General features: G+C 66.6%; 12 protein-coding genes. 6 read left to right on the forward strand and 6 right to left on the reverse strand.

Annotated features, from left to right (window positions below; genetic code table 11):
* Nucleotides 1-15 precede the first annotated feature (15 nt).
* The 6 genes from gtfA to ACMDW7_RS13720 all read left to right on the forward strand — a co-directional run bounded on the left by gtfA (nucleotide 16) and on the right by ACMDW7_RS13720 (nucleotide 6,684).
* Nucleotides 16-1,497, forward strand: coding sequence for a sucrose phosphorylase (gene gtfA / locus ACMDW7_RS13695; RefSeq protein WP_377303463.1), 1,482 nt, complete (start codon nucleotides 16-18; stop codon nucleotides 1,495-1,497).
* 325 nt (nucleotides 1,498-1,822) lie between these two features.
* Nucleotides 1,823-2,548: a MotA/TolQ/ExbB proton channel family protein gene (locus ACMDW7_RS13700; RefSeq protein WP_377303461.1), complete on the forward strand. Its 726-nt coding sequence runs from the start codon at nucleotides 1,823-1,825 to the stop codon at nucleotides 2,546-2,548.
* On the forward strand, nucleotides 2,538-2,963 hold the full coding sequence (locus tag ACMDW7_RS13705) for an ExbD/TolR family protein (protein ID WP_377303459.1): 426 nt from the start codon (nucleotides 2,538-2,540) through the stop codon (nucleotides 2,961-2,963). The genes ACMDW7_RS13700 and ACMDW7_RS13705 overlap by 11 nt, the downstream gene beginning before the upstream one ends.
* On the forward strand, nucleotides 2,960-4,372 hold the full coding sequence (locus ACMDW7_RS13710; RefSeq protein WP_377303457.1) for a hypothetical protein: 1,413 nt from the start codon (nucleotides 2,960-2,962) through the stop codon (nucleotides 4,370-4,372). Before ACMDW7_RS13705 ends, ACMDW7_RS13710 begins: the two co-directional genes overlap by 4 nt.
* 621 nt (nucleotides 4,373-4,993) lie before the next feature.
* Entirely contained in the window at nucleotides 4,994-5,422 is a 429-nt protein-coding gene (locus ACMDW7_RS13715; RefSeq protein WP_377303455.1) for a hypothetical protein, read from the forward strand.
* A 173-nt stretch (nucleotides 5,423-5,595) separates the two neighbouring features.
* The gene (locus tag ACMDW7_RS13720) at nucleotides 5,596-6,684 is read left to right on the forward strand and encodes a PilT/PilU family type 4a pilus ATPase (protein ID WP_377303453.1); all 1,089 of its coding nucleotides are present in this window, start codon (nucleotides 5,596-5,598) and stop codon (nucleotides 6,682-6,684) included.
* Between the two features lie 73 nt (nucleotides 6,685-6,757).
* On the opposite strand, the gene ACMDW7_RS13725 is transcribed toward ACMDW7_RS13720, so the two are convergent.
* From ACMDW7_RS13725 to gcvP, 6 genes are all read right to left on the reverse strand, one after another.
* The gene (locus tag ACMDW7_RS13725) at nucleotides 6,758-7,198 is read right to left on the reverse strand and encodes a type II toxin-antitoxin system HicB family antitoxin (RefSeq protein WP_377303451.1); all 441 of its coding nucleotides are present in this window, start codon (nucleotides 7,196-7,198) and stop codon (nucleotides 6,758-6,760) included.
* Nucleotides 7,195-7,461 carry a toxin HicA gene (locus tag ACMDW7_RS13730; RefSeq protein WP_377303449.1) on the reverse strand — a complete coding sequence of 89 codons (267 nt, stop codon included), beginning with the start codon at nucleotides 7,459-7,461 and terminating at the stop codon, nucleotides 7,195-7,197. Before ACMDW7_RS13730 ends, ACMDW7_RS13725 begins: the two co-directional genes overlap by 4 nt.
* A gap of 60 nt (nucleotides 7,462-7,521) precedes the next feature.
* Nucleotides 7,522-8,907 carry an L-serine ammonia-lyase gene (locus tag ACMDW7_RS13735; RefSeq protein ID WP_377303447.1) on the reverse strand — a complete coding sequence of 462 codons (1,386 nt, stop codon included), beginning with the start codon at nucleotides 8,905-8,907 and terminating at the stop codon, nucleotides 7,522-7,524.
* 42 nt (nucleotides 8,908-8,949) lie between these two features.
* Nucleotides 8,950-9,954: an alpha/beta hydrolase gene (locus tag ACMDW7_RS13740; protein ID WP_377303445.1), complete on the reverse strand. Its 1,005-nt coding sequence runs from the start codon at nucleotides 9,952-9,954 to the stop codon at nucleotides 8,950-8,952.
* A 219-nt stretch (nucleotides 9,955-10,173) separates the two neighbouring features.
* Entirely contained in the window at nucleotides 10,174-10,818 is a 645-nt protein-coding gene (locus ACMDW7_RS13745; protein WP_377303443.1) for an exopolysaccharide biosynthesis protein, read from the reverse strand.
* Nucleotides 10,819-10,842: 24 nt separating this feature from the next.
* Nucleotides 10,843-13,734, reverse strand: a complete 2,892-nt coding sequence (gene gcvP, locus ACMDW7_RS13750; protein WP_377303441.1) for an aminomethyl-transferring glycine dehydrogenase — start codon at nucleotides 13,732-13,734, stop codon at nucleotides 10,843-10,845.
* Between the last annotated feature and the right edge of the window lie 34 nt (nucleotides 13,735-13,768).

Consider the following 13,768-nt stretch of genomic DNA (forward strand, 5'->3'; position numbering starts at 1 on the left):
GAAGAAGCATTCAACATGAAGAACCAGGTTCAACTCATTACCTATGTTGATCGCCTGAGTGGCGGCGACCTCAAGGCCCTGCACAGCCTGCTCAAGCAAGAGCTGGCAGGCCTGTTCGGCGGTGTGCACCTGCTGCCGTTCTATGACCCCATCGACGGCTCGGACGCCGGATTCGACCCGATCGACCACACGCAGGTGGATTCGCGCCTCGGCACCTGGGCGGACATCAAGGCGCTCACGACTGATGTGGACGTGATGGCTGACGTGATCGTGAACCACATGAGCAGCGAGTCCCCCCAGTTCAAGGACTTCTCTGCGAAGGGCAGCGCCTCGCCCTACAACGGCCTGTTTCTCACCATGGAAGCCGTGTTCCCCAAGGGCGCCACGGAGAAGGATCTGCTCGCGATCTACCGCCCGCGCCCAGGCCTGCCCTTCACCTTCACCACGCTCAAGAACGGCGAGAAGCGCATCCTCTGGACGACCTTCACGCCGCAGCAGGTGGACATCGACGTGCGCCACCCCGCAGGTGCCGCCTATCTGCACGGCATCCTGCAGACTCTGGCCGAAAGCCAGGTGAAGATGGTGCGCCTGGACGCTGTGGGGTACGCCATCAAGAAGGCAGGCGCCAGCTGCTTCATGATGCCGGAGACCTACGCCTTTATCGATGAGTTCGCCAACCAGGCGCGCGGCTTCGGCATCGAAGTGCTGGTGGAGATCCACAGCTACTACCGCACGCAGATCGAGATCGCCAAGCGGGTGGACTGGGTCTATGACTTCGCCCTGCCGCCGCTCGTGCTGCACGCCTTTGCCTTCAAGACCGCGCGTGCGCTCAAGGAGTGGGTGCGCATCCGCCCCAACAATGCGCTCACCGTGCTGGACACGCACGACGGCATCGGCATCATCGACATCGGCGCCGACAGCGCAGACCGCGCCGGCAAGCCCGGGCTGGTGCCACCCGCAGAGCTGGACCGCCTCGTGGAGACCATCCATGAGAACAGCCGCGGTGAAAGTCGGAAAGCGACGGGCGCGGCGGCCTCCAACCTGGATCTGTATCAGGTCAACTGCACCTTCTACGACGCCATGGCCCGAGACGACGCACGCTACCTGCTCGCCCGCGCCATCCAGTTCTTCCTGCCCGGCGTGCCGCAGGTCTATTACGTGGGCCTGCTGGCCGGCGAGAACGACATGGATCTGCTTGAGCGCACCCGCGTGGGCCGCGACATCAACCGCGAATACTTCACGCCAGACACCGTGCGCGCCGCCATGGCCAAACCCGTGGTGCAAGCGCTCTGCGACCTCATCCGCCTGCGCAACACCCACCCCGCATTCAACGGCCAGTTCGAGCTGCTGGAGAGCGCTAACAACCAACTCGCCTTGCGCTGGACCGCCGGTGAGCACAGCGCCACACTCACTGTGGATCTGGCCGGCGGCACGGGCCAGGTGCAGGCCAGCGGCCAGGCGCCGCGCGTGTTCGGCGTGACTGCAGCGGCCGCCTGAACACGCGGCAAGTCGGCGGGGCCTTAAGCCCGCCGCGGCAATGCGCATGGGCGTGGGTGGCAGGTGCATCGTGCGCCGCCCGTGCATCGGCGAGCACCCGGAATGAACTCGCCACTCGCCGTACGCCCGTCGTCCCTCGACACCGATCTCGCTTGTCTGGTGCGGCTTTCCAGCCATTTTGGCCTGAAGAACCGCACCAGGCGCCCATCTCCGTTTTGTGCAGCTGAGACCTGCCGATCCGCAGCTCGTCGCGCGCGGTGCGTGGCTGGCCAGAGCGCTCCATACACTCGCCTGAGTCAACAGGGTGCAGGATCAGGGAGAGGGTATGAATCCACCATGGATGAGGGGCGCCGCGCGCGCGGCGGTGATCGGTGTTGGCTTGGGTCATGCGCTGGTGGCGCACGCGCAGGCCAAGCCGCTGAATGTGTTTGACCAGCTGGCCGCCGGCGGCTCGGGCATCTGGGTGATTGGCGCGCTGTCCGTGCTCGCGCTGGCCGTCACCATCGAGCGGCTGGTGCGCTTTCGGGTGGGGCGGCTGGCGCCTGCGGGCCTCACGGATGCCGTGATCAAGCTCTGGCAGCGCGGCGAGCTCACCGAGGCGCAGCGCCTCGTCTCGCAGACGCCCAGCACCCTGGCCAGCGTGCTGGGCTATCTGCTGGCGCACCGCACGGCCGATCCGGCCTCGCTCTCCGCTCGCGCGGGTGACATGGCCTCGCTCGCCCTGCGCGAGCAGCAGCAGCGCGCCTACCCGCTGGCGGTGGTGGCCACCGTCGCACCCATCGTCGGCCTGCTCGGCACGGTGATCGGCATGATCGAAGCCTTTCACGTGATTGCCTTTTCCAGCGGCCTGGGCGACCCCAGCCTGCTGGCGGGCGGCATCTCCAAGGCGCTGGTCAATACCGCCGCCGGGCTGGCGGTGGCGCTGCCCTCGCTGGCCATGCACCACTACTTCAAGTACCGGCTCCAGCTCATCGGCATCGCGCTGGAGAAGCAGGTGAACCGCGTGTTTGACGAAGTGCTCATTCAGCCGCGGGGCCAAGATGCGCATTGACCTGGGCCACGACGAAGAACCCGAGATCGGGCTCATTGCCCTGATTGACTGCATCTTCTTTCTGCTGATGTTCTTCATGGTGGCTACCTCCTTCAAGCAGGTGGACCAGGCCCGCAAAGAGAAGGAGCTCGCCATCCAGCTGCCGCAGGCCACCGCCACCCTGGTGGCTGCACAGGCCGCCAAGGCCGCGCCGCTGGTCATCACGCTCAACGCCCAGGGCAGCGTGTTCATCGACAACACGCCCCTCAGCCTGCAGGCCCTGCACGACCGCCTGCGCGAAGAAGCAGCGCGCAACCCCGCGCGGCCCATCCGGCTGGATGGTGACCGGCGCACGCCGTACCAGCACATCGTGCGTGTGCTGGATCTGGCGCAGTTTGAAGGCCTCACGCAGGTGAGCCTGCGCACCACGCAATGAAGCCGGCGCGCCGGCGGTTCTGGAACCCGTTCAGCCTGCTGCTGAACCGGCCGTTCCTGGCTGCCTCGCTGCTGCTGCATGCCCTGCTGCTGGCCGGGCTCTGGGCGCTGGGGCCCTACCAGGTCAGCACACAGCGCCAGGTGCAGGATCAGGCCCGCATTGAGCGCACCCTGCGCGAGGCCCAGCGCGAGCAGGTGCGCCGCCAGCTCGCGCGCATGGAGAAGCTGGAGCGCGAAACCGGCGCGAGCACCGCCGGCAGCCCGCCCTTGCCGCAAGACCCGGTGGCGCGCGCCCAGGCCCTCGCCGAGCGCATCGAGGCGCAGGAGCGCAAGCTGCGCGCCCGCGAACTGGCCCGCCTGCTGCAGATCAGCGAACCCGAAGCCCGCGTCCGCCTGCAGGCCGAAGCGGCCAAGCGTCCCCCCGCGCCCCTGCCCGCCCAGCCGGCCGACGCCGTGGCCCAGCTGGAGCGCCGCGCGCGTGACGCCGTGCAGCGCATGCAGGACTCAGCCCGCCGCCAGCAGGAAGGCAGCACCCTCGCCCAGCGCAGCACCTCCCCGCCCGCACGCAGCAGCGCCGACGCGCAGCGCAGCGCCTCGGGCAAGAGCGCGGGCGGCAGTTCAGACACGCAGGCAGACCGCAAGGCAAACGGCCAGTCCGGCGGTGCGTCGGGCACGCAAAGTGCCGGCAAGAGCGGCAGCCAGGGCGCCGGTGGCAACGCCGCCAACGGCGAAGCCACACCCGGCGGCGGCGGGGGCGGTCAGGCGGCGGGCTCGCAAATCTCACCCAACTCCATCGGCGGCGTGGGTGAACCCGCGCGCACCTACACCGCCGCGGCCGCCCCGCCTCCGCTGACGGACCGCGCTCGCATGCGCTTTGCCGAGGCGCGCACATTCGGCCCCGGCGCCGCCTATGCCAACCGCGTGTATCTGGACCGCTGGTACGTGCTTGGCCCCTTTGATGCGCGCAGCTCCGCCGTCATGAGCGAGTCTCACCCCGCCGAGGTGCTGGTGGACCTGGACGCCGTGTACCGCGGCAAGGGCGGGCAGCTCGTCAGCTGGCAGGCGCAGCAGAGCCCCACCTACCCCTTCGTGCCCGAACCCGTGGCGCCCGACGCGCTGTACTACGCCTACACCGAAGTGCGCGTGGACCAGGACACCGAGGTCTGGCTCGACATCGGCGCCGACGACGACACCAAGCTCTGGCTCAACGACCAGCTCGTCTGGACCAGCGGCAACGAAACCAAGCTCTGGTACCAGCGCCCCTGGTATGTGCTTAATGACGAAATGAGCCACTACGGCCTGGTGGAAGGCCGCGTGCTCGTGCGCCTGAAAGCCGGCCGCAACACCCTGCTGCTCAAGCTCTACAACGGCATCGACTTGATGTTTTTCTCGGTAGTGATTGCGCGCTGAGGGGGCTTGGCAGCGCCCGCCCCGTTGCGGTCTGATGTGGGCTTTCCGCTTGGCGTGGGGTTTCGGCAAGCACCGCTTGCCGCCAAGCCAAGAGCGGGGCCTGCCAGCGCCCGCCCCGTTGCGGTCTGATGTGGGCTTTCCGCTTGGCGTGGGGTTTCGGCAAGCAACGCTCGCCGCCAAGCCAAGAGTGGGCGCCTGCCAGCGCCCACCCCGTTGCGGTCTGATGTGGGCTTTCCGCTTGGCTTGGGGTTTCGGCAAGCACCGCTTGCCGCCAAGCCAAGAGTGGGCGCCTGCCAGCGCCCACCCCGTTGCGGTCTGATGTGGGCTTTCCGCTTGGCTTGGGGTTTCGGCAAGCACCGCTTGCCGCCAAGCCAAGAGTGGGCGCCTGCCAGCGCCCACCCCGTTGCGGTCTGATGTGGGCTTTCCGCTTGTCCCATGCGGCTTTCCAGCCACTTTGGCCTGAAGAGCTGCATCCAGAGCCCGTCTTGCTTTCCGCCGATGCGAGCCATCCTCCTGATACCGCAGGTTGAGCGCGCTGCGCCGGCAGTCACAAGTTCGAGCTTTCGCGCCGCTTGGCGCATCCAATCGCGCCCATGTCTTCACTTGGGGCTGGATGCGACCATGACCATTGACCTCACGCTGCCCGGGATGATGGTCCCGGGTCTTGTTCTCGTGCGCTTTGCATACGTCTTGGCCAGGAGCACCGAACCGATCCCGGTTGGTGAACTGATCAGGAGATGCCTGGTTCTCTGCGCGGTCGCGTATGCGATGGCGCTGTGCTGGGCTGCGATTGCTTCTGGTGGACTGTTCTATGAACCCACCGCCTTTCGCCGGAACTTCAGTTTCGTGGCTGGCTCGCTGGCAGGCGTCCTGAGCCTCTTCGTAATCTGTGCGGCGATCTGGTTCGTGTTCGTTGCGCGTGCGTCGGGCCGGTACTGGCGCCCTCTCTATGTGGCCTTTGCGTGCCTGCTTGTTCCAGCGTTTCCAGCGGTGTTCGTCATCGGTTGGATGATGGGGTGCATCGAGCTCGGGGGTGGCTCGTGTACGTAGCTATCCGTCCCGCTTGTCCCATGCGGCTTTCCAGCCACTTTGGCCTGAAGAGCCGCTTCCAGAGCCCATCTCGCTTTGCCGCTCCGGGCGTGGCGCGCTGTCGCGCTCGCGCAAATGGGGCTGCCTCAAGCCGCTGCTCGGCCATTACGATCCCTGAGCTTCAAGGGGGGGTTATGGAAGGCGACAGCCGGCGGGCCGAAGCTCGCAACTACGTGCACATTCTGTTGGACGATCTGGTGCAACGCGGGGGATCGGACCTCTACCTCACCGCCGGGGCAGCGCCGCGGGCCAAGGTGCGCGGCATCACGCAGGCACTCAGTTCCGAGGCGCTGGCGCCCGGCGAGTGCGCGCATCTGGCCTTTGCCCTGCTCACGCCGCAGCAGCACGCGCAGTTTGAGCAGGACAAGGAGCTCAACTTTGCCTACGCCCTGCCCGGCGGCCAGCGCTTTCGGGTGAATCTGCACTACCAGCGCGGCGAGGTCTCGCTGGTGGCGCGCGCCGTGAACAGCAGCATCCCGAGCATCAGCGCGCTGGGCCTGCCTGCCCAGGTGGAAAAGCTGGCCCTGCTCGAACGCGGCCTGGTGCTGGTGGTGGGCGCCACGGGTTCCGGCAAGAGCACGACCATGGCGGCCATGATCAACCACCGCGCCGCCCAGCGCAGCGGCCACATCCTCACCGTGGAAGACCCGATCGAGTACGTCTTTACCCACCAGGCCAGCACCGTGAACCAGCGCGAGGTGGGCACCGACACGCACAGCTTCTCGGACGCGCTGCGCAACTCCATGCGCCAGGCGCCAGACACCATCGTCATCGGCGAGATCCGCGACCGCGACGCGATGATGCAGGCCATCACCTACGCCGAGACCGGCCACCTTTGTCTGGCCACCCTGCACGCCAACAACGCCAACCAGGCCATCAAGCGCGTGCTCAACTTCTTCCCGGAAACCGCGCACCGCCAGGTGCTCAATGACCTCTCGCTCAATCTGAAGGCCTGCATCTCGCAGCGCCTGCTGCGCGGCCGGCAGGGCCAGCTGGTGCTGGCCTGCGAGGTGATGATGCAGAGCGCCTACATCGCCGACCTGATCGAAAAAGGCGCCATCGACGAGATCAAGGCCGCCATGGCCAAGAGCACCGAGGTCGGCATGCTCACCTTCGACCAGTGCCTGCACGAGCTCTGGAAGACCGCCAAGATCGACACCGAGACCGCGCTCAGCCAGGCGGATTCACGGACGGATCTGGGGTTGAAGATGAAGTTGGGGTGAGGAGCCGTCCACCAGCTGCGCGGCCACCGGAGAGTTTTCGACCGCGTCACATCACCAGAGCGCAGCCGAGTGCTCAGGCGGGGGTACGGCCAACACGCTTGCGTGCGCCGGCCCCTTGAGTGGCTGAAGCCTTCGAGGGTCGAGTTCGATAGGTGGCGCGATCTTCGTTGACGGACATCTCGCTGCTATCCATACGAGTCAGCCGCTGCAAGGCATAGGTATTCAGGCTCACACCCTGCTCAGCCGCATTCACTGCCAAAGCACGATGGAGCTCGGTCGGCATGCGCAGTACGAAGCGCCCACTGAACTTCTTGGTCGCCAGCGGCTCGGGCGGCGCTTCGCCGGCGTTTTTCATGTCGGCAACGACGTCCTTCACAAGAGTTCGGATGCCAGAGAAGGCCTTGGCAGCGTCCTTGTCGAGCCATGACAAGGAGGGGAACTCAGCACATGTGCCGACAAACTCACCGTCTTCGGCGCTGAAGCTCACGCGATAGGTGTAGTGGTCGATGTTCATGGCTTCTCCTTCACGGACGCGAGCCGGTCGATTGCGGCGAGGACCTGGCGAACCTGATAGGCCTTGGCCATGGTCCCGTCGCGCTGGATGTTCACGCGCGGGTCACCCATCCAAGGGGTCTTGTACACATGATGGCTGGAGCCGCTGATCCGAGGTTCGCCGAAAAAGTGCTCGCAGACTTTCGCCAGATCGCGGAACCTGACCGACGAAGGACTGCTGCGGAACTCATCCAGCAGGGCACGGATTCGATCAGCAGGTGGCATGCGCGCATGATACTACCCGTGATATCAAATTCACCATGAGTATTTGAATCGCCCGACGCCTCAGCACTCCACAATATTCACCGCCAGCCCCCCGCGCGCCGTCTCCTTGTATTTGAGTGACATGTCGGCGCCGGTTTCACGCATGGTCTTGATGACCTTGTCGAGGCTGACGTAGTGGCTGCCGTCGCCGTGCAGGGCCATGCGGGCGGCGTTGATGGCTTTCACACTCGCGATGGCGTTGCGCTCGATGCAGGGGATCTGCACGAGGCCGCCCACGGGGTCGCAGGTGAGGCCGAGGTGGTGTTCCATGCCGATCTCTGCGGCGTTTTCCACCTGCGCGGGCGTGCCGCCGAGCACGGCGCAGAGCGCGCCGGCGGCCATGGAGCAGGCCACGCCCACCTCGCCCTGGCAGCCCACTTCTGCGCCGCTGATGGAGGCGTTTTCCTTGTAGAGAATGCCGATGGCCGCGGCGGTGAGCAGGAAGTCCTGCACGCCCTGCTCGCTGGCACCGGGCACGTGGCGGCTGTAGTAGTGCAGTACGGCCGGGATGATGCCGGCCGCGCCATTGGTGGGCGCCGTGACCACGCGGCCCCCGGCGGCGTTTTCCTCGTTCACGGCCAGGGCGTAGAGGTTCACCCAGTCCATCACGGCCAGGGGGTCCTGCCCGGTGGGGGTACTTGAGAGCTTGCGGTGCAGCGCCGCGGCGCGCCGCTTGACCTTGAAGCCGCCGGGCAGCACGCCTTCGGTGGCGCAGCCGCGGGCCACGCAGGCCTGCATGGTGGTCCAGATGCGCGCGAGGCCTTCATCAATCTGCGCGTCGCTGCGCCAATGCCGTTCGTTCACGCGCATGAGCTGGGCGATGCTCATGCCCTGCTGGGCGCAGAGCGCCAGCAGTTCCTCGCCACTGCGGAATGGCATGGGCAGCACGGTGCTGGTGGGCACGATGCGCGCTGCGCGGGCGCGGTCCCCGGCCAGCTCACCACTGACCACAAAGCCGCCGCCCACGGAGTAATAGGTCTTTTCGAACAGCAGCTTGCCGCTGGCCGCGAGCGCGCTGCACACCATGCCGTTGGCATGAAAGGGCAGCTGCTCGCGCGCAAAGAAGAGCATGTCTTCGCGCTCGACGAAGCGCACGCGCTTCTTGCCCACCAGCTCAAGCGCCTGATCGGCACGCATGGCGCCGAGCAGCGTGGGCACGTCATCAATCGGCACGGTTTCCGGGTCATGCCCGGCCAGGCCGAGCAGCACGGCCACATCGGTGCCGTGGCCCTTGCCCGTGGCGCCCAGCGAGCCATAGAGCTTCACCTGCACGCGGTCCACGGCGTCCATGTGGCCCTCGCGGCGCAGGCGCTCGCCAAACAGCCGCGCCGCGCGCATGGGGCCCACGGTGTGGGAGGACGAGGGGCCGATGCCGATCTTGAAGAGGTCGAAGACGCTGACTGCCATGGGTGCTCGCGCGATGTATGTATTAGTGAGTGCTGGGGGCGATCAGGCGCTGGGTAGCGCGGGCTTTGGGCCCGGTGCGGCCGGTGGCATGCGTTCGATGCGGCTTGGGTCCGGTGGGTCGGGCGTTTGGGGCACGAACACGGGCGGCGGTGGTGCATCCGCCGCGCGCACCCAGGCGTTCATCCGTTCGAGCACGACGCGGCGGATTTCAGGGCGGCGCATGGCGTCGATGTGCTGGCCGTCACGAATTTCAAGAACTTCTGGCAGGGTGCCTGGTGCGACGCGCGCATTCAGGGCCACGGCAAGCTGCATGCTGTTCTTGGGGTCCACGATCCGGTCGGCCGTGCCATGCACCAGCACCACCGGCACGCTCACCTTGGCCGCAGCCGTGACCGGATCCTTCTCCGGCCCCGGCAGCAGCTGCACCCCGGCAGGCGCCACGGCGCCGAGCAGCGCGCTCCTGGCGGCGGCCTCGCGCGCAATGCCGCGGTAGCTGGCAAAGGCGCTGTCGATGATGGCGCCGCGCACGCCGGCGCTGTCTTGCGCGAGCAGGCGCAGGGCCGTGGCGCCGCCCAGGCTCTGGCCAAAGACCACGATGCGCTGCGCATCCACGCCCGGCTGCTGGCGCAGGGCCTTGAGCGCAGCCTGGGCGTCTTCCACCACACCGTCCAGCGTGGGGCGGCCCTGGCTTTGGCCAAAGCCGCGGTAATCAAAGGTGAGTACGTGCCAACCTTCGGCGGGCAGCCAGGCCACGGCGGGCAAGTGGTTGCTCACATTGGCCGCGTTGCCGTGCAGGTGCAGCACGGTGCCCTTGGCGGCTTGCCCGGGCGCGAGTTTGGCGGGCAGCCACCAGCCGTGCAGGCGGCTGCCGTCCGGGGCGTTGAAGTACAGGTCTTGCGCCGTGAGGCCGAACTGCGCCGGCGTGCTGTAGGCCTGCTGGTCCGGGTGGAAAAACATGCGCTCCACGCAACCGGTGGTGGTGGCCAGCAGCGCCGCCAGGCCCAGGGCGAGCAGCCCGTGGCGCAGGCGTACAGGTGACGGGCGCACGAATGATGGCCGCAAGAACGGCGGCCTCAGACGGCCCAGGGACGGTTCAACGAGATTCGGCATGAGATGCGCACGCTCCACTGCCCCCTGAAACACCCGGCTTTCCGCTTGTCTGGTGCGGATCTTCGCCAGAAAACCATCTTCAAACACTGATTGAAAATCGGCTCTCCAGAAGCTCGATTTTCAATTCTCTTCCGACACCTGCCGCAGCCCGGTGCCTCAGCCCAGACCCGGCACGACGCGCCGCAAACCTTCAAGCACCACCGTGGCGCCCAGGGCAAAGATCAGCCCGAAGTAAATGATCGTCAGCAGGTTGAAGCCAATGCCAATCAGCGTGCAGCCACCGTCACGCTGGATCAGCGCCACGGCCGTGAAGATGATGCCGAGCGCCGGCAGGGTGTTCGAGAACGGCACCAGCCCCAGCGGCACCATGAGCAGCCCGGCGCCCAGCACCAGCAGCGCGCCGTGCAGGTTCTGCATGGGGCCGCGGGTGAGCGCCGTGAGGCGCGGGCGGCTGATGCGCTCCAGCCGCTCCACCCACTTGGCGCCCAGTTCAAGAATGTCGTGCAGGCGGGCTCGCGCCAGCGGGTAGCGCGCGATCCGGCCCGGCAGCCAGGGCGCGGTGTTGAAGGTGATGGCTACGCCGATCAGCAGGATCAGCGCGCCGAAGATGGTGCTCACCCCCGGAATGCTCACCGGCAGCAGAAAGGGCAGGCACAGGATGATGGCCAGCAGCAGCAGCCCTTCCCGCCCCAGGGACTGCATGAGCGCCGACACCGGCAGCCCCTCTTCGGGCAGGGTGTTGGCCATGTCATGCAGCCACTGGCGCAGGCTGGGGCGATCGCTGTGCTCGGAGAGCTTCACGCGGCGTCCGGAGAACGGTGCGGCTTACTCGGCCGCAGGCGCATCCGCAGTTTCGGCGAGGTAGTTCTCCATCGGCGGGCAGGCGCAGACCAGGTTGCGGTCGCCATAGACGTTGTCCACGCGGGCCACGGGCACCCAGTACTTGCGCAGCTTGAGGCCGGCCACCGGGTAGGCGGCCTGCTCGCGGGTGTAGTCGTGTGCCCACTGCTCGGCCGTCACCATGCGTGCGGTGTGCGGTGCGTTGCGCAGCATGTTGTCCTCGGCGTCGATGGCGCCCGTCTCGACCAACTCGATTTCCTTGCGGATCGAGATCATGGCGTCGATGAAGCGGTCGAGCTCGACCTTGGGCTCACTTTCGGTAGGCTCGATCATCAGCGTGCCGGCCACGGGGAAGCTCATCGTCGGCGCATGGAAGCCGTAGTCGATCAGGCGCTTGGCGATGTCTTCATTGCTGATGCCGCACTTTTCCTTGATGGGGCGGATGTCGATGATGCACTCGTGCGCCACCAGACCTTCGTGACCGCTGTACAGGATGGGGTAGTGCGGCGCGAGCTTCTTGGCCACGTAGTTGGCCGAGAGGATGGCGTTCTGCGTGGCGCGCTGCAGGCCGGTGGCGCCCATCATCATGATGTACATGAAGCTGATGGGCAGGATGCCGGCCGAGCCGTAAGGCGCGGCAGACACGGGGCCCACGGTGCTGTGGCCGGTATGCGGGTTGGCCGGCAGGAAGGGCGCGAGGTGGCTCTTCACGCCGATGGGGCCGACGCCGGGGCCGCCGCCACCGTGCGGGATACAGAAGGTCTTGTGCAGGTTCAGGTGCGACACGTCGCTGCCGAACTTGCCCGGCTGCGCGGTGCCCACCAGGGCGTTCATGTTGGCGCCGTCCATGTACACCTGGCCGCCATGCTGGTGAATGATGGCGCAGATCTCGCTGATGGCGTCTTCGAACACGCCGTGGGTGGACGGATAGGTCACCATCAGCGCGGCAAGGCGGCTGCTGTATTGCTCGGCCTTGGCCTTGAGATCCGCCACGTCCACGTTGCCTTGCGAATCGCAGGCCGTGACGACCACTTCCATGCCGCACATCTGCGCGGAAGCCGGGTTGGTGCCGTGGGCGGAAGACGGAATCAGGCAAATGTCACGATGGCCTTCGCCGCGAGCGATGTGATACGCGCGAATGGCCAGCAGGCCGGCGTACTCGCCCTGGGCACCGCTGTTGGGCTGCAGGCTCACGGCGTCGTAGCCGGTCACTTCCACCAGCCACTTTTCCAGCGTGTCGGTCATCTCGCGATAACCAGCAGCTTGATCGGCGGGGACGAAGGGGTGGATCTGCGCGAACTCGGGCCAGGTGACCGGGATCATCTCGCTGGTGGCGTTGAGCTTCATCGTGCAGGAGCCCAGCGGGATCATGGCGCGGTCCAACGCGAGGTCCTTGTCCGACAGGCTGCGGATGTAGCGCAGCATCTCGGTTTCGGAATGATGGCTGTCGAAGACTGGGTGCGTGAGGAAGGCACTCGTGCGCTGCAGCGCTGCAGGGACGACTTCCTGCACGGCGGCGTCCAAGGCGTCGATGGACAGGCCAGCCGGTTTGCCTGCGAAGGCTTCCCACACCAGTTCCACATCGGCACGGGTGGTGGTCTCGTCAAAGGACAGGCCGATCACATCGGCCGCCACCTTGCGGAAGTTGGCGCCCAGGGCCACGGCGCGGGCGTGGATGGCGTCTGCATCCTTCGTCTTGACGATGAAGGTGTCAAAGAAGTGCGGCACCGGGCACTCGAAGCCCAGCTTGACCAGACCATCGCGCGCGATGGTGGCAAAGCGGTGCGTGCGCTGGGCAATGCGCTTCAGACCCGAGGGGCCGTGATACACGGCATACATGCTGGCCATGACGGCCAGCAGCACCTGCGCGGTGCAGATGTTGCTGGTGGCCTTCTCGCGGCGGATGTGTTGTTCGCGCGTCTGCAGCGCAAGACGCAGCGCCGGGTTGCCTTGCGCATCCTGCGACAGGCCCACCAGGCGGCCGGGCATGTTGCGCTTGAAGGCGTCCTGGCAGGCCAGGAAGGCAGCGTGCGGGCCGCCGTAGCCGAAGGGCACACCGAAGCGCTGCGAGGAACCGATCACGATGTCGGCGCCCCACTCGCCCGGCGGCGTGAGCAGCGTGAGTGCGAGCAGATCGGCCGCAGCGATGAACAGCGCGCCCTTGGCATGCGCTGCATCGGCGTAGGGCTTCATGTCGTGGATCTGGCCCACGGTGCTGGGGTACTGCACCAGCACGGCGAAGTACTCCTGCTCTTCCATGAGCTTGGGCGCAAAACCCACCACCACCTTCAGGCCCAGCGGCTCGGCGCGGGTCTTGACCAGTTCGATGGTCTGCGGGTGGCAGTCGCCGGCAACGATGATGGTGTCGCTCTTGCTCTTGGCGCTGCGCTTGGCAAGCGTCATGGCCTCGGCCGCGGCGGTGGCTTCGTCCAGCAGGCTGGAGTTGCTGATCGCCATGCCGGTGAGCTCACAGATCATGGTCTGGAAGTTCAGCAGCGCCTCCAGGCGGCCCTGGGAGATTTCCGGCTGGTACGGCGTGTAGGCCGTGTACCAGGCGGGGTTCTCAAGGATGTTGCGCAGGATGACGCCCGGGGTGTGCGTGCCGTAGTAGCCCTGGCCGATGAAGCTCTTGAGCACCTTGTTCTTGCTGGCGATGCGCTTCATCTCGCGCAGGGCCTGAGCCTCGCTCAGCGGCTCGGGCAGGCTCAGCAGATCCTTCTTGTGAATGCCGGCGGGAATGATCTTGCCCATCAGCTCTTCAAGCGAGCTCGAACCCACGACCTTGAGCATGTCGGTCTGGTCGTCCGGGCCGGGGCCGATGTGGCGGGCGTGGAATTCGGAGGCGTTTTCGAGATCGGAGAGCTTCATGGCAGGCATCACTTCGGTTCAACAGGAGGGACAGCGCGGCGTG

This window comes from Piscinibacterium candidicorallinum (assembly GCF_047549485.1).
GTDB lineage: Bacteria > Pseudomonadota > Gammaproteobacteria > Burkholderiales > Burkholderiaceae_C > Piscinibacterium > Piscinibacterium candidicorallinum.